Origin of the sequence: Ensifer sp. Root1252, from assembly GCF_001425885.1 — a bacterium.
GTDB lineage: Bacteria > Pseudomonadota > Alphaproteobacteria > Rhizobiales > Rhizobiaceae > Ensifer > Ensifer canadensis.
Window position 1 is genome coordinate 227,657 of the sequence record NZ_LMDT01000057.1, and the last position, 21,059, is coordinate 248,715.

Consider the following 21,059-nt stretch of genomic DNA (forward strand, 5'->3'; position numbering starts at 1 on the left):
GGATCAGACCTCCCGGCCGGCACTTCGGGCCGCCAGACGGCGAAGCGACGTCACACGCCGGCGCCAGATCTCGTTGCGCATGGCGGCGATGTGCAGCGTGAAGAACAGAAGCGTGAAGGCGATGGCCATGACGACGAGCGGGCGGAGAAACTCCGGGTCGATCGTCGGGCCATCAAGCCTGAGTACGCTCGCCGGCTGATGCAGCGTGTTCCACCATTCGACCGAAAACTTGATGATCGGAATGTTGACGAAGCCGACCAGCACCAGCACGGCCGAGACGCGCGACGAACGCGCCGGGTCGTCGATGGCGCGGTTGAGCGCCATCAGCCCGAGATACATCAGAAACAGCACGAAGACCGACGTCAGTCGTGCATCCCAAACCCACCAGGCGCCCCACATCGGTTTGCCCCACAGCGAGCCGGTGACGAGCGCCAGGAAGGTGAAACAGGCGCCGATCGGCGCTGCGGCCCGCGACGACACGTCGGCCAGCGGATGCCGCCAGACGAGCGTGCCAATGGCAGCGAGCGCCATCACCGAGTAACACATCATCGACAGCCAGGCGGCCGGCACATGCACATACATGATGCGCACCGTCTCGCCTTGCTGATAGTCGCCTTCCGTCGTGAACGACAGCCAGAGGCCGAGGACGAAGAAAAGCGCCGTCAGCGCCGCAAACCACGGCAGGACGCGATCGGCCAGCGCCAGAAACCGCGTCGGGTTGGCGAGATCGCTGAATTTGCGGATAGCAAGGCTGTTTTCGCTCATGATGGCTCTTTAACGCCTAAGGCCCTTTGCTGCAATTGATCCCCGTCAATCACGAGATCACGATGGTTCTTCTGTCGCATCAACCCAACGATCATAAACGTCATCGATTTTAACAGGTTAGAGCGGGAGACAGACGGAAAACCGCAAACAGTTTATCGGTTTCCCGCACCATCCGCGTCAGTCGGACGCATGGCGAAGCGCCGCGGCGGCGGCAACCGGCCCGATGACGGCAAAAAACAGGGTGATTGCCATCAATATCATCAAGGGCGGCAGAAACGGGGCCGGGTCCTCGATCGCCGCATAGACGGCGCTGACGCCGAAGATCAGCACCGGAATGGCAAGCGGCAGCACCAGGATCGACACCAGCAGACCACCGCGCGGCAGCGACACGGCAACGGCCGCACCGACGGCACCGATGAAGGTGATCGCCGGCGTTCCGACAAGCAGCGTCAGCATGGTGGCGCCGATTGCAAGCTCGTCCATGTTCATGAACAGGCCGAGCAGCGGTGCAGCGATCACCAGCGGCAGGCCGGTGGCGGCCCAGTGGGCCGCGCATTTGACGAACACGGTGGCGAGCAGCGGCGTTTCCTGCATCAGCATCAGATCGAGCGACCCGTCTTCGCGCTCCGCCTGGAACAGCCGGTCGAGACCGAGCAGCGACGCGAGCAGCGCCCCGATCCACAGGATGGCAGGCCCGATCCGCGCGAGAAGATTAAGGTCAGGGCCGACACCGAAGGGGATGACGGCGACGACCGTCATGAAGAACAAAACGCCGATCATCGCGCCGCCGCCGGCGCGGATGGAAAGCTTGAGGTCGCGGAGGAAGAGCGCGATCACCTGCACGCCCCTTTCATCTCTTTGCCCGCGATCGCCAGATTACGCGTCATGCCACATGCCTCCGCCGACTCCGGCAAAGCCGGTCATCCGCAATTCCCCAGTGCGCTCGAGCCCGAGCGGCTGATGCGTGGCCGCAACGACGATGCCGCCCTGATCCAGATGCGCGTTGACCAATCCGGCAAAAAGCCTGTCGGCACCGGCGTCGAGCGCCGCCGTCGGCTCGTCGAGGATCCAGATCGGACGGTGGGCGACAAGCAGCTTGGCCATCGCCATGCGCCTCTGCTGGCCGGCCGAAAGATAGCCGAAGGGTAGGTGCGCGATCCCAGGAAGGCCGACGGCTTCCACCGCTTCGACCAGGTCCCTGCCCGAGCCACCGGGCGAATCACCCATGAAGTTTTTCCAGAAGGAAAGATTTTCCGCGACGGTCAGCTCGCGTTTCATCGCATTTCGGTGGCCGAGATAGTGGCTGAGCTCTGACGGATGGCGCATTTCAGGAGGGCCATTCTCAAGTTTGAGACTGCCCTTTTCAGCCATGAGAAGACCGGCCAGAACACGCAGCAAAGTCGATTTTCCCGACCCGTTCGGACCCGTCACCACAAGGGCTTCGCCGGCACTAAGAGCAAAGGAAATATCGTTAAAAATCAGATCCTCGCCTCGCCTCGCACTCAGACCTTCAGCCAGCAGGCGCATGAATTTTCAGTTTCCCTTTACACTCTTTGCCGCAGGGCAAAAAAAAGTCCCGATTGGACCTTGGTTGGTCTGGCACGATTTGGAGAAATTATCTATAAGGCGGCCAACACGCCAGCGGTCGGCGTGAATTTCATCCTAGCGCCGAACATGGAATGAATTTCCACGTACGGACAGCGGAAATGGCCGCACCCGCATCCCAATTCGCGCTTCATTGCGCTCGGGCGTTCGTACGTCAGTTTTTGGCGATCAGACGGAACGGGGTATTATCCAGTGTCCAAGTCCCTAGACAGTTTCAATTGTCGCTCCACGCTCACCGTCAACGGTGTCGACTACGTCTATTACAGCCTGCCCAAGGCTGAGGCGAACGGTCTTGCCGGCGTTTCGAAGCTCCCCTACTCGATGAAGGTGCTGCTCGAAAACCTGCTGCGCAACGAAGACGGCCGCTCCGTCACCAAGAAGGACATCGAGAACGTCGCAGCCTGGCTGAACGACAAGGGCACCGCCGAAAACGAAATCGCCTACCGCCCGGCCCGCGTTCTGATGCAGGACTTCACCGGCGTTCCCGCCGTTGTCGACCTCGCTGCCATGCGCGACGCCATGGTGTCGCTTGGTGGCGATCCGGAAAAGATCAACCCGCTGGTGCCCGTCGACCTCGTCATCGACCACTCGGTTATCGTCGACGAATTCGGCACTCCGAACGCCTTTGCCCGCAACGTCGAGCTGGAATACCAGCGCAACGGCGAGCGTTACCGCTTCCTGAAGTGGGGCCAGCAGGCGTTCAAGAACTTCCGCGTCGTGCCGCCCGGCACCGGTATCTGTCACCAGGTCAATCTGGAATATCTGGGCCAGACTGTCTGGACCCGTGAAGAAGACGGCGAAATCACGGCCTACCCGGACACCTGCGTCGGCACCGACAGCCACACGACGATGATCAACGGCCTCGGCGTTCTCGGCTGGGGCGTCGGCGGCATCGAGGCTGAAGCCGCGATGCTCGGCCAGCCGGTCTCCATGCTGCTGCCCGAGGTCATCGGCTTCAAGCTCACGGGCAAGCTCAAGGAAGGCGTGACGGCGACCGACCTCGTGCTGATGGTCGTGCAGATGCTGCGCAAGAAGGGTGTTGTTTCGAAGTTCGTCGAATTCTTCGGCCCCGGCCTCGACAACATGACGCTCGCCGACCGCGCCACCATCGGCAACATGGGTCCGGAATACGGCGCCACCTGCGGCTTCTTCCCGGTCGACAGCGAAACCATCAACTACCTCACCATGTCCGGCCGCGAAGAACAGCGCATTTCGCTGGTCGAAGCCTACTCCAAGGCTCAAGGGATGTGGCGCGATGGTGACGGCTCCGAGCTGGTGTTCACCGACACGCTCGAACTCGACCTCGGCGACGTTGTTCCGGCCATGGCCGGTCCGAAGCGTCCGGAAGGCCGCATCCCGCTGGAAAGCATTGCATCCGGTTTCGCAACCGCCCTCGAAGGCGACTACAAGAAGCCGGGCCAGCTTTCGAACCGCTACGCTGTCGAAGGCACCGACTTCGATCTCGGCCATGGCGACGTTGCCATCGCTGCGATCACGTCGTGCACCAACACGTCCAACCCGTCGGTTCTGATCGCCGCCGGCCTTCTCGCCCGCAACGCCGTTGCCAAGGGCCTGAAGTCCAAGCCGTGGGTCAAGACCTCGCTTGCACCGGGATCGCAGGTCGTCGGCGAATACCTCGCCAAGTCGGGCCTGCAGAAGGACCTCGACGCGCTTGGCTTCAACCTCGTCGGCTTCGGCTGCACCACCTGCATCGGCAACTCCGGTCCGCTGCCGGCCCCGATCTCCAAGACGATCAACGACAAGGGCCTGATTGCCGCCGGCGTTCTCTCCGGCAACCGCAACTTCGAAGGCCGTATTTCGCCGGACGTTCAGGCCAACTACCTCGCCTCGCCGCCGCTCGTCGTCGCCTATGCACTCGCCGGAACGGTTCAGAAGGACCTGACCAACGAGCCGCTCGGCGAAGATCGGGACGGCAACCCGGTCTTCCTCAAGGACATCTGGCCGACCTCCAAGGAAATCCAGGAGTTCATCTTCAAGTACGTGACCCGCGAACTCTACGCGACCAAGTACGCCGACGTGTTCAAGGGCGACGAAAACTGGCAGGCCGTTCAGGTTCCTCCGGGCCAGACCTACGCCTGGGACGATGGTTCGACCTACGTGCAGAACCCGCCCTACTTCGTTGGCATGGGCAAGTCCGGCTTGGGCATCTCCGATATCAAGGGTGCTCGCGTTCTCGGCCTGTTCGGCGACAAGATCACCACCGACCACATCTCGCCGGCCGGTTCGATCAAGGCGGCTTCGCCGGCCGGTTCGTACCTCATCGACCATGGCGTCGGCGTCGCCGACTTCAACCAGTACGGTACGCGTCGCGGCAACCATGAGGTGATGATGCGCGGCACCTTTGCCAACATCCGCATCCGCAACCACATGCTCGGCCCGAACGGCAAGGAAGGTGGCTACACCATCCACTATCCGTCGAAGGAAGAGATGTCGATCTACGATGCGGCCATGCAGTACAAGGAAGAGGGCGTTCCGCTCGTCATCTTCGCCGGCGTCGAATACGGCAATGGCTCGTCGCGCGACTGGGCTGCAAAGGGCACCAACCTGCTCGGCGTCAAGGCCGTGATCGCCCAGTCCTTCGAGCGTATCCACCGCTCGAACCTGGTCGGCATGGGCGTCATCCCGTTCGTCTTCGAACAGGGAACGACTTGGGAATCGCTGGCCTTGAAGGGCGACGAGATCGTCACGATCGACAATCTCGCCAACGTTCAGCCGCGCGAAAAGCGCGTCGCCAAGATCACCTATGGCGACGGCAGCGTGAAGGACGTTCCGCTCGTTTGCCGCATCGATACGCTCGATGAAGTCACCTACGTCAACAATGGCGGCATCCTGCAGACGGTTCTGCGCGACCTCGCCGCCTGATCGCTCTGGTTGCTTGAAACATTGAAAGGCCGGGATACCGCAAGGTGTCCCGGCCTTTTCACGTTTCCTATAGGTTGCCTGCCCATATCCTCACTCCAACGTGACTTCCCGTTGAAGCATCGGCGTCGTATGTAATGGACTTCCCCGTGAAGTAGGCCTGTCGGCCGCCAATGAAGTGACGCCATGACATTCGCAGACAGATATTTCCTTCGCCCCGTTGCAATGGCTTTCGGGCTTTTTGCTGCAGCGTCGGTTCCGGCTATGGCTGAGGATGGCAAGGTTATCAAAGGCGTCGTCGAACTCTTCACCAGCCAGGGCTGTTCCTCCTGCCCTCCAGCCGATGCCGCCTTGAAGAAGCTGGTCGATGACGGCGACGTGGTGGCGCTGTCCTATCACGTCGACTACTGGAACTATCTCGGCTGGAAAGACACGCTCGCCTCGACAGAGAACACAGACCGGCAATATGCCTATGCCCGCATGCTGGGTCGAAATGGCGTCTACACACCGCAGGCGATCCTCAACGGTCGCGACCACGTCAACGGCGCCAATCTGCAGGCGATCAAATCCCGGCTCGACGCCATGAAGACCGCCGGCAAGGGGCTTGCCGTTCCGGTTGACGCGAAGATCAACGGCGAGGAGATTTCGATCAAGGTCGGCGCGGGTGACGGCAAGGCAAATGTCGTCGTCGTCTATTTCGACCGGGCGAAGATCGTCAATGTCGAGAAAGGCGAAAACAGCGGCAAGAAGATCGCCTACTGGCACGCAGTGCGCGATATCCAGACCATTGGCATGTGGGATGGCAAGCCTGCGACCTTCACCCTGCCTGCAACCGTCCTGACGGAGCAGCGTGGCAAAAGCGGCTGCGCGGTGCTGTTGCAGTCGATGAAAGATGCTGAAACCCCGGGCGCGATCATCGGCGCGACTGCCGTGCTCGCCGGCCCGCAGGGCAAACTGTGAGCGGCTGCAGGACGCTTTAAGTCGGAATCGATTTAGGGAAAATAGGCGGCATGCCTGAACCATTACAGCGTCCTTTGCGCGTCATACTTGACGCGCGGCGCTGTAAGGGGTGGTTCGGCCCGGCAGCATCGAGGGGCTGGGGCTGAGGGTTCGAAGTTACCGGACCGAACCGGCCATGACTGCGTTCTTTGAAGGTCACGCAGCATGACGATCTGACCGGACATACGGTGGCAACGACTCTGTCCGTCAGCGCCCGCGAGTTTTGCGGTGAATTGGGGCGGCGATTTGACTGAAATGGGGCAGAGGCAAGAAATGCCATCTGCACCCAGCGGCTCCGGCCGGTTCCGGCTTGCTTTTCGGCTCGTGTCAGGCAAACTGTTATCGTTCTGTCACAACAGAAGGCCGGATTGCCGATGACCGATGAGCCGGATTTGCCGCGAGGCGAGGCGCGACATCAGCGCCAGACCACTTCTGAAGTGGTCGTCGATCTCTCGGAATACAAGAACGCCCGGAATGCTCCTCCCATCACCTTTCACCGCCGAGAACTCGACCAGATCCTGTGGGTCTACGGCCGCATGGTCGGCGAAGGCGAATGGCGCGACTACGCCATTGACCACCTGAAGGACCGCGCCGTCTTCTCCGTTTTCAAGCGCGCGGGCGAGATGCCTCTCTTCCGCATCGAAAAAAACCCGAAGCTGGCGGCCAAGCAAGGTGCCTTTAGCGTGCTCAACGTCCACGGCACGATTCTGAAGCGCGGGCACGAGCTCGGACAGGTCCTGAAGGTTTTCGACAAGGCGCTCAAGCTGGTCGAAACCTGAGACGCCACATCGGAACGATCGGAGAGTCAGGCCCACATGCCGGCTCTGGCTTCGCTGACATCTGCCCTCAGGCTTGATAAAGCGTATCCGGGTAGACGCCCTCGGGCGGATCGCTCGTCGCTCGATCGCCCAGCGCAAGCTGCATGATCGCGGTATCGAGCCACCGTCCATGCTTGAAGCCGGTCGCCTTCATCAGCCCATGATGTTCGAAACCCAATGATTGATGGACCGCGATCGATGCGGGATGGGCACCGCCGATGACCGCCACCATCTGGCGAAATCCAAGCGCCGTGCAGCGGCGAACAAGCTCGGCGAGCAGCATCCTTCCTGCCCCCTTCCCCCGTGCCGAAGGCGCCAGGTAGATCGAATCCTCGACCAGGAAGCGATAGGCCGTCCGCGTGCGGAAGGCCGAGGCATAGGCGTAGCCGATGATCATGCCCGCCGCGTCGATCGCGACGATGTAGGGATAACCATGGCCGACGATGGTGGAGAAGCGCGCTGCCATTTCCGCCTGCGACGGAGGCGCGACCTCATAGGTCGCCACGCCGTTCAGAACGGATTCGCGATAGATCTCGGCAATGGTGGGCAGATCGGAGACGGTGGCGTCGCGCAGGGTCAGGGACATGGAAGGATCTTGACGGTTGGATTTTTTCATTCAGTCACATGGATCGCACCCGTGGATCAAGCCCTTTTCCGGGCAACAAAAAAGGCGGCCGAAGCCGCCTTTTCCGTCAATCTCTTCAGGCTTAGTTGTTCCGGTTGCCCATGAACTGCAGCATGAACATGAACAGGTTGATGAAGTCGAGGTAGAGCGTCAGCGCGCCCATGATCGCCTTGCGGCCAGCAACGGTGCTGTCGTCGGCATCGTAGTACATTTCCTTGATCTTCTGCGTGTCGTAGGCGGTGAGGCCTGCGAAGATCAGCACGCCGATCACGGAGATTGCGAAGCCGAGTGCCGAAGAGCCGAGGAAGATGTTGACGATCGACGCGATGATGACGCCGAACAGACCCATGATCAGGAACGAGCCCATGCCGGACAGGTCCTTCTTCGTGGTGTAGCCGTAGAGCGACAGTGCACCAAACGAGGCGGCGGTCACGAAGAACGTCTGCACGATGCTCTGGCCGGTAAAGACCATGAAGATCGACGACAGCGAAACGCCCATCAGGGCCGCATAGACCCAGAACGTCATCTGCGCGGCAGAAACGCTCATGCTATTGATGCGGAAGCTCATGAAGAACACGAGACCCAGCGGAGCGAGCATGACGACCCATCTCAGGGGCGACGCATAGAGAAGTTGGGCGAATGCCGGATTGGAGACGGCAAGCGCGAATGTTCCGTAAGCTGCCAGGCCGGTGATCGCCAGGCCGAGGGCCATCAAGTTGTAGACCTTCAGCATGTAGGTGCGAAGGCCTTCGTCGATCACGGCACCCGCCTGAGCGCCGGCGGGCGACATTCGGGTTTGGTAGTTTCTCAGATCAGCCATTGTTTCCTCATTTAAGCCCCGGTTGAACTTACGGTGTCGGGCGGATGACCTGACCGATCGGCCATCATCCCATGCCCAGGCGCCGCTGCGGGGCTCCAGCATGCCTGTGGATAAATATGATGCCGAAAGCCCTTGCGTACAAGACCTTCAGACCCGTGATTCGGCACAGCCTGGGCGTTTATGGCCTTGTATGACAGGGATTTACGGTTAACTCCGTCCGCTCAGAGCTCCCGCAGGACCGGCGCCGCCTTCTGACCCAGCACACGCCAGGTGCCGGCAAGCCCGATGCCAACAGTCATCACCAGCGCAATGACGACCGTGGCAACCGCAACATCCGGCAGGAAACTCGACGGCAGCTTCATGATCCGGCTGACGACGTACCAGGCGGAGACGCCGCCCGCAAACAGCGCAAAGACCGCGGTTGCAAGGCCAAGGATGATGTATTCGTAGCTGAAGGCACGGATCAGCGTGGCGCGCGTGGCGCCCAGCGTCTTCAGCACCACCGCATCGTGGATGCGCGCCCGATTGCCGGCAGCAAGCGCGCCGGCCAGCACCAGGACGGAGGCGACGAGCGCGACGGCGGCGGCAGCACGGATCGCCGTTGCCAGCTGCCCGAGAAGCGCGTTCACAATGTCGAGAGCATCCTTTACCCGCACGCTGGTGATCGTCGGATAGGCGTTGGTCACGGCTTTCAGCACCGTCGCCTCCTCCTCCGGCGTCGCGCCGGGATCGATCACCGTTGCGAGCCACGCATGCGGAGCGCCGGCAAAGGTGTTGGGCGAGAATACCATCACGAAGTTGATCGACAGCGATTCCCATTCGACATTGCGGAAGTTGGCGATCTTGGCGGTGATGTTGCGGCCAAGCACGTTGACCGTCACCATGTCGCCGATCTTCAATCCGAGCTCGCGCGCCTCTTCCGCCGAAAACGACACCAGCGGCTCGCCGCTATGGTCGGGCGCCCACCAGCTGCCTTCTGCAAGCGTCGAATTCTCCGGCTTGTTCTTGGCATAGGTGATGCCGCGGTCGCCGCGCAGCACCCACTGGCCACTCGGCGGGACGTTGCGACTGTTCACGTCCTCGCCGTTGAAGGCGACGATACGGCCGCGCAGCATCGGCACTTCGATGACCTTGCCATCAGGCATCGATCCGTTGAGCAGCGCGCGGAACCCCTCGATTTCGCTTCCCTGGATATCGACGAAGAAGAAATTGGGCGCCCGCTCGGCCATGCTGCCGGTCAGTTCGCGCCGAAGATTGCCGTCGATCAACGCAAGCGTGACGAGAAGCGCAAGACCGAGGCCGAGCGACAGCACCACCGAAGGCGTGAGCGCGCCCGGTCGATGGATGTTGCCGATCGCCAGCCGTAACGACGGCGAGTTGACGCGCGGGCTACGGCGCGCAAGCCATGAGATCAGCAGCGAGACGAGACGCAGAACGATGAAGGCGAAGGCGATCGCGCCGAGGAACACGAGCGAGATGTAGCGGTCATAGGCGGTCCAGATGGCAAGTCCTGCAAGCGCGCCCAGGCAGGCGAACGCGCCGACCAGATAGGGCCATGCGGGAAAGCCCGAGGGGTCGAAGCCCTGCTGGCGAAAGAGCGCTGTCGCCGGGATGCCGCGTGCGCGGCCGAGCGGAAGGATGGCGAACGCAAGCGCCGTCAACACGCCGAACAGGGCGGCGATGCCGAGCGCACCGGGATAGAGCCTGAACTCCGTCGAAATCGGTAGCAGATCGGCAAGAAACTGTGCGGCGACGAAGGGAATGAGCGCACCGAGAACAAGCCCTATGGCGATGCCGATCAGAGCGATCAGGAGGATCTGCGACAGATAGATCATCGCCACCAGCGAGGCAGGCGCACCCAGGCACTTGAAGGTGGCTATGACGCTGCGCTTCTGGTCGAGATAGGCGCGCACGGCATTGGCGACACCAACGCCGCCGACGATCAGGGCCGTCAACCCGACAAGCGTCAGGAACTGCGAAAAACGGGTGATATTGGCGGTCAGCGACGGGGCCGCGTTGGAGCTGGTGCGGATCGACCAGCCGGCCGACGGAAAGCGCGTCTCGGCGTCGCCGCGGACCGCGTCGACCCGGGTCGGATCGCTCACCTTCACCTTGTAGCCGTGTTCGACAAGACTTCCCGTCTGCACGAGACCCGATGCGTTGAGCGTTTCATCCGAAACCATCAGGCGCGGTGCGAAGCCGAATCCGTCGGAGAGCGCATCCGGCTCGCGCACGATCTTGCCTGAAATCTTGATGCGGGCATTGCCCAGCAGGATTTCATCACCGACGGAAATGCCGAGGCGATCAAGCAACAGCGGTGCGGCCACCGCACCGAACACGTCGCCCTGCCGCGCCAGCAGACTGCCAAGCGGCTGATCCGGTTGGCTTTCCAGCTTGCCATAGAGCGGATAGGCTGCATCGACGGCTTTCAACTCGACGAGTGCCTGGTTCGATCCATCGGGCAAACGCGCCATGGAGCGAAGGCCCGCTGAAACCGAGACGGGTCCGAGCCCGTCGAGGAACGCGCGCTCCTCTGTCGTTGCCACCCGGTTGTTGAGCTCGAAGCGGATGTCGCCGGCAAGCAGCTCGCGCCCCTGGGACGCGATCGTCGCGGTGATCGATTGCGACAGCGAGTTGACGCCGGCGATCGCCGCCGTGCCAAGCGCGATGCAGGCGAGGAAGATATAGAACCCCTTGAGGCCGCCGCGCATTTCGCGCAACGCCAGCCGCAGGGCGAGCAGTGGGCGCAGTCGGATCGCGAGGGCCTCGCTCATGCGGATGCCGCTTCCTGGCGCTGCGTTTCGACGACCGGTTCGAACGCGCCACTGGAAATGATCTCGCCGGAGCGCACCCGCACCTGCCGCGAGCAACGGGCCGCGAGCGCTGCGTCATGGGTGACCAGCACCAGTGTCATGCCCCGGTCACGCTGTTCGGCGAAAAGCAGATCGGCGATCTGCCGGCCCGTCTCGTCATCGAGATTGCCGGTCGGCTCATCGGCGATCAGCAGCTTCGGCGACGGCGCGAGTGCACGGGCGATCGCCACGCGCTGCTGCTCGCCGCCGGAAAGCTGGCCGGGATAGTGGCTCAAGCGCTCGCCGAGGCCGACGGCCACAAGCTCCTTGCGCGCGATCTCGAAGGCGCCGGGAACATTGGCGAGTTCGAGCGGCACGGCAACGTTTTCGAGGGCTGTCATGTTGGGGATGAGGTGGAAGGATTGGAAGACGATGCCGATGTTGCGCCCGCGGAAGTCGGCGACCCTGTCCTCGTTCAGCCGGTGCAGCGGCGTGCCGTCGATAATGATTTCGCCGCGGTCCAGCCGTTCAAGGCCAGCCAGCACCATCAGCAGCGTCGACTTGCCCGAACCGGAAGGCCCGACGATGCCGACGGACTCGCCGGCGTCGATTGTCAGGCTCATGCCTTTCAGCACATGCACCGAGGCCGCGGCTTCGCCGAGGGTGAGGTCGGCATTTTTGAGCTCGATGATGGTACTGGCCAAGCGAAACAATCCTATATGAAACGGAAAGGGAATAAGAAAACAGCACCCGCGATTTAGGAACAGACCCATGGCATTAAAAGGATTTCAACGGTTTTTCTTGGGGCTCGCAATGACAATTGCGTTATCGGCGGCAGCACGGGCCGAAACGATCAGCCTCGTCGGCTTCGGCGACAGCCTGATGGCGGGTTATCAGCTGCCTCCCGAGGATGCCTTCCCGGCCCGGCTTGAAAAGGCGTTGAAGCAAAAGGGCCTCGATGTCACGGTGGCGAACGCCGGCGTTTCTGGCGACACCAGCTCAGGCGGCCTTGCGCGCATCGACTGGTCGATACCCGACGGCACCAAGGGTGTCATCCTGGAGCTTGGCGCCAACGACGCGTTGCGCGGCATTCCGCCGGAAGAAACCCGCAAGAACATCGAGGCGATGATTTCACGATTGAAGGAGCGCGGCATCGCCGTGCTGCTCGCCGGCATGATGGCGCCGCCGAACATGGGTGCCGACTATGCCGCCCGGTTCAATCCGATCTATCCGGAACTCGCAGAGAAATACGGGCTGCAGCTCTACCCCTTCTTCCTCGACGGCGTTGTCACCGACGCAGCACTCAAGCTTGAGGACGGCATGCACCCGAACGGCAACGGCGTCGGCACGATGGTCGATAAGGCGCTGCCCGTGGTCGAACGTTTCATTGCAACATTGTCAAAGGCGGAGTGAACAAATCATCCACAGTTAAGAGAGTGTTAATATTCGCAAGCGTCAAATAGTAGTTGCCTGCAGACTCGATGCGTGATTCGCTGAGACATCTGCAAGAGATTCGGGGAGCTCGCCATGCCGAGACTATTCACCGCCCTCGAAATTCCGCGCAATGTTGCGATGAGTCTTTCATTGCTGCGCGGAGGTCTTCCCGGAGCTCGCTGGATCGATGTGGAGAACTACCACATCACCTTGCGCTTCATTGGTGACGTCGACTGGCGCACCGCAGACGAGATCATCGACAAGCTTGACCGGATCGAAAGACCGGAATTCCAGCTGCAACTGACCGGCACCGGCGCCTTCGGCTCGAAGAAGCCACACTCGGTCTGGGCTGGGGTCAGCAATCACCCGGAAATGTACGCGCTGCAGGCCGAAATCGAGCGCATCTGCCAGAGGCTGCGGCTGCCGGCCGACCCGCGCAAGTTCACGCCGCATGTCACGCTTGCAAGGCTGCGCTCCAGCCGCGTCGAGGATGTGGTCGAATATCTCTCCGGACGCGGCAACTTCATGGCCTCACCCTTCACCGTCTCACGTTTCGTGCTTTTGTCGTCGCGCGATTCCGTCGGCGGCGGCCCCTACCTCACCGAAGAGGTGTTTCCGCTTCACGAAGTCCGCTCTTCGAGCCTTTCCAGCAACGACGAGCATCCGGCCTCCAACATCTGGTAAAGGCGTTTGAACGCTTCGGGACCGTCATAATAGGGATCAGGAACGTCCTGGTCCCGCCCCGAAGCGTAGCTCAGAAACAGATCGATCCTGTCTTCAAGCCCCGCCGGCGCGAGCTGGCGAAGCGTCTTGACGTTCTCCCCATCCATGCCGAGGATCAGGTCGAACGCCGCAAAGTCGGCCTTTGAAACCTTGCGCCCGCGAAGGCCGGAAATGTCGATGCCGTGCCGGCGCGCCGCCTCGATCGACCGGCGGTCCGGTGGATCGCCGATATGCCACCCACCCGTACCGGCAGAATCGACAGAAATCTGTGACGCCAGACCCTTTTGCGCCGCGAGCTCGCGCAGCACGCCTTCAGCCAGAGGTGACCGGCAGATATTGCCGAGACAAACAAAAAGAATTCGGACCGGTTTCATGCTATCCATTTCAAGGAGATAAGAGGCCAGCCGACTTATACGCGGCGGCACAGCCTTGGAACAGACGCGGTGAAAGGGAGGAACGGATGAGGCCGGAGAAACTCGACGAGGCGGCAATCGCCGAGCATTTGCACAAGATGGAAGGGTGGGTGCGCGCCGAAGACGGCGCCTCCATCTGGAAAGCTTTTCGCTTCAAGAATTTCGTCGAGGCTTTCGGCTTCATGACGGAGATGGCGATCGTTGCCGAAAAGCTCGATCATCACCCGGAATGGTTCAACGTCTACAACCGCGTCGACGTGACGCTCACGACGCACGACGCCAGCGGCCTCACCGAACTGGACTTCAAGCTGGCTGCCAGAATGGACAAGGCTGCGGCCGGCCGCATGCCCGACCATTTGAAATAGATTTTGAAATGGATCTGGCACTTCCCATATTGTTGAGCGTTGCAACATCGGAAGCGAGGCGATGGACGACGTAAAGATTGGTGAAATTCTCCTGCCCGGCGAAGAATCCGAACAGGAGCGCAGGGAAAAGCGCGTCAAGCGACGCTTCTGGCCGACCTTTCGCCGCGCCGCCCGGCAGATACCGTTCAGCCGGGAACTCGTGGCTGCCTATTATTGCGCGATCGACCCGAAGACGCCGACGCGCACGCGCGGCATCCTGCTGGCGGCACTGGCCTATTTCGTGCTGCCGCTCGACTTCCTTCCCGATGTGCTCGCCGTCGTCGGATTTTCCGATGATGTCGCGGTTCTGACTGCCGCCTTTGCCGCCATCAGCGGGCAAATCAAGGAAGCCCACTACCTCAAGGCCGACGAGACGCTGGCCGACAATCCCGAGGAATGACCGCGGAAAATGCGGTCCGTCCGTGTGTCCGCCGTATTCCTGCCCAAAAGTCAAACTCTTGCCCAATTCTTTGTGGCATAGACATTTTGGAACGACACGCATCGAAACGTCTTGGTTGAGACGCGCGTTGTTTGGAATGGCATGGGGCAGGAAACGATCCGGAAGAGCTGTTCGAGGCGCCGAACACTCGACGCCGGAAGAGCGCTCCAAAAAATTGACGGACGGCAGATCTGCGGATGCTGGAGCGAAGGCGACAAATGCTTCGTTTCGGGGCTGAAACCAGCGGATTTTGGCCCTCGTTGACGGTTTGGTAACCTGAATTAAGTCACAACAATTGAAATCATGACTACGCGTCGCCCGTCTGACCTGTTTCGGGTGATCGAAAAGCAAGAAAAGCGGCAGGACCTCATGTTTGTAAGAAAGATCGCAACCGCAATCGCACTCGTTCTGGCAACCGCCAGCATGGCTGCCGCCCAGTCTCCGACGCGCATCCAGCAGTTCAACGCCTGGGGCGCCTATTCCTACAATTCCGGCGGCGGCAAGGTCTGCTATGTCCTGTCGGTTCCGAAGGAAAAGAGCCCGGCCGGCGTCGACCACGGCGACATCTTCTTCCTCGTTTCCCAGCGCCCCGGCCAGAACATCAGCTACGAGCCGCAGGCCATGATGGGCTACCCGCTGCAGGAGAACTCGAAGGTCAACGTCGTCATCGACGGCCGCACCTTCGTGATGTTCACCAAGGGCAACTCTGCCTGGGTCGAGAACGCCGCTGAAGAGCCGGCGCTCGTTGCCGCGATGAAGACCGGCAAGGCGATGTCGGTCAACGCCAAGTCGCGCAAGGGCACCACGACCACCTACGCCTATTCGCTGTCGGGCATCTCGGCTGCACTGAAGCAGATCGAAGCCTGCAAGTAGGCTCTCGCCACTTTGGCAGAACACAAGGCCGGCGCCTGACGCCGGCCTTTTTGCATTCAGGATTGACGCCTGCGCGTGACTCTTGAGCAAAACAATGCTACAGCCCCGGCAAATTAAGAGCCCCCGCGCCCTATTGGCCGCGCTTGAAGGCTCGACCGATTTCAATTCGAGCATCAGGACAATCTCCGGACCCTTCTCCGGACGGGCGTTTTCTGTACGACAGGACACCAGAGCATGGCAGCCACTGAAATCTTGAACCGGGTGGATACCGTCAAGGCACCGCAGGCGCGCATCGCACCGCAGGCCGAGAAGCCTTCGCTGATCGGGCTGTTGCGCGAGGACATGGCCAAGGCCCTGGTCGAAAAAGGTATTCCCGAGCGTCAGGTGAAGATGCGCGTCAGCCAGCTCTGGCACTGGCTCTACGTGCGCGGTGTTTCCGACTTCGACGAGATGCTGAACGTCTCGAAGGACATGCGCGAGATGCTGAAGCAGCATTTCACCATCGCCCGGCCGGAGATCGTCGAGGAGCAGACCTCGGGCGACGGCACCCGCAAGTGGCTGCTGCGCTTTCCCGCCCGCGGCGCCGGCCGCCCGGTCGAGATCGAAACGGTCTACATCCCCGAAGAGGGCCGCGGCACGCTCTGCATCTCCAGCCAGGTCGGCTGCACGCTCACCTGTTCCTTCTGTCACACCGGCACGCAGAAGCTGGTGCGCAACCTGACGGCCGAGGAAATCCTGGCGCAGCTGCTGCTCGCGCGCGACCGGCTCGGCGACTTCCCGGAGCGCGACACGCCCCAGGGCGCGATCGTGCCGGCGGAAGGCCGCAAGATCACCAACATCGTCATGATGGGCATGGGCGAGCCGCTCTACAATTTCGAGGAGGTCAAGACCGCCCTGTTGATCGCCTCCGACGGCGAGGGCCTGTCGCTCTCCAAGCGCCGCATCACGCTTTCGACCTCCGGCATCGTGCCCGAGATCTATAGGACCGGCGACGAGATCGGTGTCATGCTGGCGATCTCGCTGCATGCGGTGCGCGACGACCTGCGCGACATGCTAGTGCCGATCAACAAGAAATATCCGCTGAAGGAACTGATGGATGCCTGTCGCGCCTATCCGGGCCTGTCGAACGCGCGCCGCATCACCTTCGAATATGTGATGCTCAAGGACGTCAACGACAGCCTCGAGGACGCCAAGGAACTGGTGAAGCTCTTGAAGGGCGTGCCGGCGAAGATCAACCTCATTCCGTTCAACCCTTGGCCGGGCACCAACTACCAGTGTTCCGAGTGGGAGCAGATCGAGAAATTCGCCGATTTCATCAACCAGGCGGGCTACGCCTCGCCGATCCGCACGCCGCGCGGCCGCGACATCCTGGCCGCCTGCGGCCAGCTGAAGTCCGAATCCGAGCGCATGCGCAAGGTCGACCGGCTCGCCTTCGAAGCAATGATGATTGCCAATCACGGCGAGGACTGAGCCATCAGGTGGGTGCGGCGCGGTTTTCCGCCCGCATTTCACCTTTCACGACTCAAAGACGATCGCAACGCCCTCGGATTGTGTCGATCCGCACCATCTCAACCGCAGGCATGTCGTGATCGATGAAGAACTTTGATGGGTGATGCAGTTCCTATCGATTGATTTCATGTCACCGGTTTCCTAAGAAAGCGGGCAATCAATCTAGGAGGACACCCATGCGCTCACTTCTCGTCGCCCTTGCCGCCACGGTGGCATTTACCCTGCCCGCACGCGCCGATGAGGTGACCGTCGCCGTAACCGCGATCGTCGAACACCCGGCTCTCGATGCCGCACGCGACGGTGTGAAGGACGCGCTGGCCGCAGCCGGCTACAAGGAGGGCGAAAACCTCAAGTTCCTCTACGAGTCCGCCCAAGGCAACCCGGCGACCGCAGCACAGATCGCCCGCCAGTTCGCCGGTGAAGCGCCTAATGTCATCGTTCCGATCTCGACCCCGTCGGCCCAGGCCGTCGTTTCCTCGACGCGCGATATTCCGGTGGTCTTCACCGCCGTGTCCGACCCGATCGGCGCACAACTGGTCAAGGACATGGACAAGCCGGGCGGCAACGTCACCGGTCTTTCCGACATGTCGCCGGTCGCCGAGCACGTCGCGCTGATCAAGGAAATCCTGCCGAACGCCAAGTCGATCGGCTACCTCTACAACTCCGGCGAAGCCAACTCCGTGTCGCTTCTGGCAGTCTTGAAGACGGAAGCCGAAAAGGCCGGCCTGACCGTGGTCGAATCCGCGGCAACGAAGTCGGCCGAAGTCCAGGGTGCGGCCCGCGCACTCGTCGGCCGCGCCGACGTGATCTACGTTCCGACCGATAACACGATCATCTCCGCGCTCGAAGGTGCGATCGCCGTGGCTGAGGAAGCCAAGTTGCCGCTCCTCACCGCTGACACGGATTCGGTCGCGCGCGGCTCGCTCGCGGCTCTCGGCTTCAACTACTACGATGTCGGCAAGCAGACCGGCGAAATCGTCGTTCGCATCCTCAAGGGCGAAAACCCGGGTGATATCGCCGTCAAGGTTGCCGCCGGTTCCGACCTGGTGATCAACAAGAAGGCCGCTGAAAAGATGGGCGTCACCCTTCCGGAAAGTGTCGTCAAGCGCGCTACACGCGTTGTCGAATAAGGCTTTGAGCCTTTTCAGGTTCAAGTTTATTGCGTTTTGGCCGCCCTCGTTCCATACGAGGGCGGTTCGTTATTGGAGCACGGCGTTTCCCTCGGGGCACGCAAGATGCGCTCTGACAGTTTGAAGCTGCGCCGACGCCGGATCTCTGGACGTCATGGCCAACCGGAGACGCCGCGCTGATAGAACAAGCTTAAGGCGCGCGGCAAAAAAAGAGGGTCGGGGGTTTGAGTCAAATCGCTTTCTGGGGAGCCGTCGAACTGGGGCTGGTCTACGCCTTTGTCGCCGTCGGCGTCTTTCTCGCATTCCGGGTTCTCGACTTCCCTGACCTGACGGTCGACGGTTCGTTCCCGCTCGGCGCCGCGGTGACCGCGGTGCTGATCATCGCCGGCGTCAACCCGTGGATCGCGGCCTGTGTCGCCATGGTGGCGGGTGCCGCCGCCGGCATCGTCACGGCGATGCTCAACGTGCGCTTCAAGATCCTCAATCTGCTGGCCTCGATCCTGACGATGATCGCGCTGTTCTCGGTCAATCTGCGCGTGATGGGCAAACCCAACGTCGCGCTGATCAACGCCGACACCATGCTCTCGCCGTTCTTTGGCCTGGGGCTTCGTGATTTCTACGTTCGCCCGCTGTTCATCGGCATCCTGGTGCTCGTTGCCGTCATCGTCGTCTGGCGCTTCCTCGAAAGCGATGCGGGTCTTGCGATGCGGGCAACCGGCGCCAATGCGCGCATGGCCCGTGCGCAAGGGGTCGACACCAACCGGCAGATCTATCTCGGTATGGCGATCTCGAACGCGCTCGTTGCCTTCGGCGGCGCGCTCTTTGCCCAGACCAACGGCTTTGCCGACGTCACTTCCGGGGTCGGTACCATCGTCGTCGGCCTTGCAGCCGTCATTATCGGCGAGACGCTGCTCGGCGCCCGCGGCATCCTGATCGCGCTGATCGGCTGCGTGCTCGGCTCGATCCTCTATCGCATCGCCATCCAGCTGGCGCTGTCGACCGACATGCTCGGCTTGCAGGCCTCCGATCTCAATTTCGTGACCGCCGTGCTCGTCACCTTCGCCCTCATCCTTCCCCGACTTCGTCGCGGAGGTGCGGCATGATCAGCGTCAAGAACATCCAGGTCGTCTTCGGCAAGGGAACGCCGCTGCAGAAGCAGGCGCTGAACGGCGTCGACCTCACAATCGAGCAGGGCTCCTTCGTCACCGTCATCGGCTCCAATGGCGCCGGCAAATCGACGTTGCTCGGCGTTCTCGCCGGCGACGTGCTGCCGAGTGCGGGCCAGGTGACGATCGGCAAGACCGATGTGACCCGCAAGGGCACCGCCGCTCGCGCCGGCCTTGTCGCCCGCGTGTTTCAGGATCCGCTGACCGGTAGCTGCGGTGCGCTTTCGATCGAAGAGAACCTGGCGCTCGCCGCCAAGCGCGGCGAGAAGCGTGGCCTGATGGCAGCGCTCGGGCCGAAGCGCCGCGAACATTTCCGCGAGCGCATCGCCGAGCTTAATCTCGGCCTCGAAAACCGCATGGGCGACCGCATGGACCTGCTTTCGGGCGGCCAGCGCCAGGCGGTCTCGCTGGTCATGGCGACACTTGCCGGCTCCGAAGTGCTGCTGCTCGACGAACATACCGCCGCCCTTGATCCCGGGATGGCCGAGTTCGTTATGAACCTCACCCAGAAGATCGTTTCCGAGCGCAGGCTGACGACGATGATGGTTACCCACTCGATGCGCCAGGCGCTCGACTATGGCCATCGCACCGTCATGCTGCATGGCGGCGAGATCGTGCTCGACGTTGCCGGCGACAGCCGCAAGGAATTGCAGGTCGAGGACCTCATCGCCATGTTCCGCCGCATCCGCGGCCAGACGCTCGACGACGACGCGCTGCTCATCGGCTGACCCCGTCGCTTACGGGGCGATCAGAGCTTGCCCCTCATCTGCCTGCCGGCATCTTCTCCCCGTAAAGACGGGGAGAAGAGACAAGTGGCAATCTCTCAGCCGTTCTCCGGCAAACGGCGTGAAGTGCCATCTACCGTTTCACACGTCTCCCCATGCTGCTCCGGCGATCGCCGTTGCCGCCGAACGATGCAGCACGTGCTCTTCTCCCCACATGCGGGGAGAAGATGCCGGCAGGCAGATGAGGGGCGAAACCCTCCGAAGACGCCCTATCGCGCCGTCGTCATGAAGATCTTCACCGCAAAGACAGGGAAGACGCCGGCAAAACTGTAGTCGAGCGCCCGCATGAACCCCTTGTTGCGCTGCAGCCAGGAGGACAGCCAGTCGGCGGTAAATACCACCAGCATGTTTACAGGCATGCCGATGACGATGAACATCGCGCCGAGGAACAGAAGCTTGCCCGTCACCGATGCATCGTTGGCGCTGACGAACTGCGGCAGGAAAGTCATGAAAAAGATGATGACCTTGGGGTTGAGCAGGTTTACCCAGAAGCCCGACGAGACGTTGGAAAGAGCCGTACCGCCGGAACCTTCGACGGTCTTGACCGAAAGCGTCGATCCGTGGCGGATCGCCTGAACCGCAAGCCAGAGCAGATAGGCGGCACCTCCGGTCTTCAGCACCATGAACGCAGCAGGCGAGGCCGTGATCAGCGCCGAGATGCCGAAGGCGACCAGTAGGGTGTGAACGACGATGCCGAAGCTCGTCCCGAGCACCACGAATAGGGCGGCCTTCTTGCCTTGCGACAGCGCGCGGCTGATCGAAAGCGTCATGTCCGGCCCCGGCGTTGCCGCAAGCAGCAGCGTGGCGGCAGCAAAGCCGAACAGCGTGGGCAGGCTGGGAAGGAAGTCCATGTGCGCGATTCCTGGAACACTCGGTGAC

General features: G+C 61.7%; 21 protein-coding genes. 12 read left to right on the plus strand and 9 right to left on the minus strand.

Features of this window, described 5'->3' with window-relative positions; genetic code table 11:
- Positions 1–3: 3 nt before the first annotated feature.
- The 3 genes from ASD02_RS34595 to ccmA form a co-directional block, all read right to left on the minus strand.
- Positions 4–765: a heme ABC transporter permease gene (locus tag ASD02_RS34595; RefSeq protein WP_025425185.1), complete on the minus strand. Its 762-nt coding sequence runs from the start codon at positions 763–765 to the stop codon at positions 4–6.
- 177 nt (positions 766–942) lie between these two features.
- Entirely contained in the window at positions 943–1,602 is a 660-nt protein-coding gene (gene ccmB / locus ASD02_RS34600; protein ID WP_025425186.1) for a heme exporter protein CcmB, read from the minus strand.
- A 39-nt stretch (positions 1,603–1,641) separates the two neighbouring features.
- On the minus strand, positions 1,642–2,292 hold the full coding sequence (ccmA, locus tag ASD02_RS34605; RefSeq protein WP_025425187.1) for a heme ABC exporter ATP-binding protein CcmA: 651 nt from the start codon (positions 2,290–2,292) through the stop codon (positions 1,642–1,644).
- Positions 2,293–2,562: 270 nt separating this feature from the next.
- On the opposite strand from ccmA, the gene acnA reads away from it, so the two are divergent.
- The 3 genes from acnA to ASD02_RS34620 all read left to right on the plus strand — a co-directional run bounded on the left by acnA (position 2,563) and on the right by ASD02_RS34620 (position 7,028).
- Entirely contained in the window at positions 2,563–5,253 is a 2,691-nt protein-coding gene (gene acnA / locus ASD02_RS34610) for an aconitate hydratase AcnA (protein ID WP_025425188.1), read from the plus strand.
- A 183-nt stretch (positions 5,254–5,436) separates the two neighbouring features.
- Complete coding sequence (locus ASD02_RS34615) at positions 5,437–6,210, plus strand: thioredoxin family protein (protein WP_025425189.1); 774 nt, start codon at positions 5,437–5,439, stop codon at positions 6,208–6,210.
- A 413-nt stretch (positions 6,211–6,623) separates the two neighbouring features.
- Positions 6,624–7,028, plus strand: coding sequence for a DUF2794 domain-containing protein (locus ASD02_RS34620; protein WP_038576579.1), 405 nt, complete (start codon positions 6,624–6,626; stop codon positions 7,026–7,028).
- Between the two features lie 67 nt (positions 7,029–7,095).
- On the opposite strand, the gene ASD02_RS34625 is transcribed toward ASD02_RS34620, so the two are convergent.
- The 4 genes from ASD02_RS34625 to ASD02_RS34640 all read right to left on the minus strand — a co-directional run bounded on the left by ASD02_RS34625 (position 7,096) and on the right by ASD02_RS34640 (position 12,008).
- Positions 7,096–7,653, minus strand: coding sequence for a GNAT family N-acetyltransferase (locus ASD02_RS34625; RefSeq protein ID WP_025425191.1), 558 nt, complete (start codon positions 7,651–7,653; stop codon positions 7,096–7,098).
- A 121-nt stretch (positions 7,654–7,774) separates the two neighbouring features.
- On the minus strand, positions 7,775–8,512 hold the full coding sequence (locus ASD02_RS34630) for a Bax inhibitor-1/YccA family protein (protein WP_025425192.1): 738 nt from the start codon (positions 8,510–8,512) through the stop codon (positions 7,775–7,777).
- A gap of 221 nt (positions 8,513–8,733) precedes the next feature.
- A complete protein-coding gene (locus ASD02_RS34635) occupies positions 8,734–11,286 on the minus strand; it encodes an ABC transporter permease (protein ID WP_025425193.1) in 2,553 nt (850 codons plus the stop codon).
- Entirely contained in the window at positions 11,283–12,008 is a 726-nt protein-coding gene (locus ASD02_RS34640; RefSeq protein WP_025425194.1) for an ABC transporter ATP-binding protein, read from the minus strand. The genes ASD02_RS34635 and ASD02_RS34640 overlap by 4 nt, the downstream gene beginning before the upstream one ends.
- A 67-nt stretch (positions 12,009–12,075) precedes the next feature.
- Here ASD02_RS34640 and ASD02_RS34645 point away from each other — a divergent pair, with 67 nt between their 5' ends.
- Both ASD02_RS34645 and thpR read left to right on the plus strand, forming a co-directional pair.
- Positions 12,076–12,717, plus strand: a complete 642-nt coding sequence (locus tag ASD02_RS34645) for an arylesterase (protein ID WP_025425195.1) — start codon at positions 12,076–12,078, stop codon at positions 12,715–12,717.
- Between the two features lie 114 nt (positions 12,718–12,831).
- Positions 12,832–13,422: an RNA 2',3'-cyclic phosphodiesterase gene (thpR, locus tag ASD02_RS34650; RefSeq protein WP_025425196.1), complete on the plus strand. Its 591-nt coding sequence runs from the start codon at positions 12,832–12,834 to the stop codon at positions 13,420–13,422.
- Here the strand turns inward: thpR and ASD02_RS34655 are convergent.
- The gene (locus ASD02_RS34655) at positions 13,359–13,835 is read right to left on the minus strand and encodes a low molecular weight protein-tyrosine-phosphatase (protein WP_025425197.1); all 477 of its coding nucleotides are present in this window, start codon (positions 13,833–13,835) and stop codon (positions 13,359–13,361) included. The two genes, thpR and ASD02_RS34655, sit on opposite strands and share 64 nt — an antisense overlap.
- Positions 13,836–13,921: 86 nt before the next feature.
- On the opposite strand from ASD02_RS34655, the gene ASD02_RS34660 reads away from it, so the two are divergent.
- The 7 genes from ASD02_RS34660 (at position 13,922) to ASD02_RS34690 (ending at position 20,123) form a co-directional block, all read left to right on the plus strand.
- Complete coding sequence (locus ASD02_RS34660) at positions 13,922–14,239, plus strand: 4a-hydroxytetrahydrobiopterin dehydratase (RefSeq protein ID WP_025425198.1); 318 nt, start codon at positions 13,922–13,924, stop codon at positions 14,237–14,239.
- Positions 14,240–14,300: 61 nt separating this feature from the next.
- Positions 14,301–14,678: a YkvA family protein gene (locus ASD02_RS34665; RefSeq protein WP_025425199.1), complete on the plus strand. Its 378-nt coding sequence runs from the start codon at positions 14,301–14,303 to the stop codon at positions 14,676–14,678.
- Between the two features lie 408 nt (positions 14,679–15,086).
- Positions 15,087–15,590 (plus strand): invasion associated locus B family protein, encoded by a 504-nt coding sequence (locus tag ASD02_RS34670; RefSeq protein ID WP_025425200.1) that lies wholly within the window; start codon positions 15,087–15,089, stop codon positions 15,588–15,590.
- Between the two features lie 234 nt (positions 15,591–15,824).
- A complete protein-coding gene (gene rlmN / locus ASD02_RS34675; protein WP_025425201.1) occupies positions 15,825–17,060 on the plus strand; it encodes a 23S rRNA (adenine(2503)-C(2))-methyltransferase RlmN in 1,236 nt (411 codons plus the stop codon).
- A 215-nt stretch (positions 17,061–17,275) separates the two neighbouring features.
- Positions 17,276–18,229, plus strand: coding sequence for an ABC transporter substrate-binding protein (locus ASD02_RS34680; RefSeq protein WP_025425202.1), 954 nt, complete (start codon positions 17,276–17,278; stop codon positions 18,227–18,229).
- 224 nt (positions 18,230–18,453) lie between these two features.
- On the plus strand, positions 18,454–19,332 hold the full coding sequence (locus ASD02_RS34685; protein ID WP_025425203.1) for an ABC transporter permease: 879 nt from the start codon (positions 18,454–18,456) through the stop codon (positions 19,330–19,332).
- Entirely contained in the window at positions 19,329–20,123 is a 795-nt protein-coding gene (locus ASD02_RS34690) for an ABC transporter ATP-binding protein (protein WP_025425204.1), read from the plus strand. Before ASD02_RS34685 ends, ASD02_RS34690 begins: the two co-directional genes overlap by 4 nt.
- Before the next feature lie 266 nt (positions 20,124–20,389).
- Here the strand turns inward: ASD02_RS34690 and ASD02_RS34695 are convergent, their stop codons facing one another.
- A complete protein-coding gene (locus ASD02_RS34695; RefSeq protein WP_025425205.1) occupies positions 20,390–21,031 on the minus strand; it encodes a LysE family translocator in 642 nt (213 codons plus the stop codon).
- Positions 21,032–21,059 lie beyond the last annotated feature (28 nt).

Excerpts from the sequence above, each read along its gene's own strand:
- ASD02_RS34635 (WP_025425193.1), bottom strand. The coding sequence starts at position 11,286 with ATGAGCGAGGCCCTCGCGATCCGACTGCGCCCACTGCTCGCCCTGCGG.
- ASD02_RS34625 (WP_025425191.1), bottom strand. The coding sequence starts at position 7,653 with ATGTCCCTGACCCTGCGCGACGCCACCGTCTCCGATCTGCCCACCATT.
- thpR (WP_025425196.1), top strand. The coding sequence starts at position 12,832 with ATGCCGAGACTATTCACCGCCCTCGAAATTCCGCGCAATGTTGCGATG.
- ASD02_RS34645 (WP_025425195.1), top strand. The coding sequence starts at position 12,076 with ATGGCATTAAAAGGATTTCAACGGTTTTTCTTGGGGCTCGCAATGACA.
- ASD02_RS34595 (WP_025425185.1), bottom strand. The coding sequence starts at position 765 with ATGAGCGAAAACAGCCTTGCTATCCGCAAATTCAGCGATCTCGCCAAC.
- ASD02_RS34660 (WP_025425198.1), top strand. The coding sequence starts at position 13,922 with ATGAGGCCGGAGAAACTCGACGAGGCGGCAATCGCCGAGCATTTGCAC.
- ASD02_RS34665 (WP_025425199.1), top strand. The coding sequence starts at position 14,301 with ATGGACGACGTAAAGATTGGTGAAATTCTCCTGCCCGGCGAAGAATCC.
- rlmN (WP_025425201.1), top strand. The coding sequence starts at position 15,825 with ATGGCAGCCACTGAAATCTTGAACCGGGTGGATACCGTCAAGGCACCG.
- ASD02_RS34670 (WP_025425200.1), top strand. The coding sequence starts at position 15,087 with ATGTTTGTAAGAAAGATCGCAACCGCAATCGCACTCGTTCTGGCAACC.
- ccmA (WP_025425187.1), bottom strand. The coding sequence starts at position 2,292 with ATGCGCCTGCTGGCTGAAGGTCTGAGTGCGAGGCGAGGCGAGGATCTG.
- ASD02_RS34620 (WP_038576579.1), top strand. The coding sequence starts at position 6,624 with ATGACCGATGAGCCGGATTTGCCGCGAGGCGAGGCGCGACATCAGCGC.
- ASD02_RS34680 (WP_025425202.1), top strand. The coding sequence starts at position 17,276 with ATGCGCTCACTTCTCGTCGCCCTTGCCGCCACGGTGGCATTTACCCTG.
- ASD02_RS34655 (WP_025425197.1), bottom strand. The coding sequence starts at position 13,835 with ATGAAACCGGTCCGAATTCTTTTTGTTTGTCTCGGCAATATCTGCCGG.
- ASD02_RS34695 (WP_025425205.1), bottom strand. The coding sequence starts at position 21,031 with ATGGACTTCCTTCCCAGCCTGCCCACGCTGTTCGGCTTTGCTGCCGCC.
- ASD02_RS34630 (WP_025425192.1), bottom strand. The coding sequence starts at position 8,512 with ATGGCTGATCTGAGAAACTACCAAACCCGAATGTCGCCCGCCGGCGCT.
- ASD02_RS34690 (WP_025425204.1), top strand. The coding sequence starts at position 19,329 with ATGATCAGCGTCAAGAACATCCAGGTCGTCTTCGGCAAGGGAACGCCG.
- ASD02_RS34615 (WP_025425189.1), top strand. The coding sequence starts at position 5,437 with ATGACATTCGCAGACAGATATTTCCTTCGCCCCGTTGCAATGGCTTTC.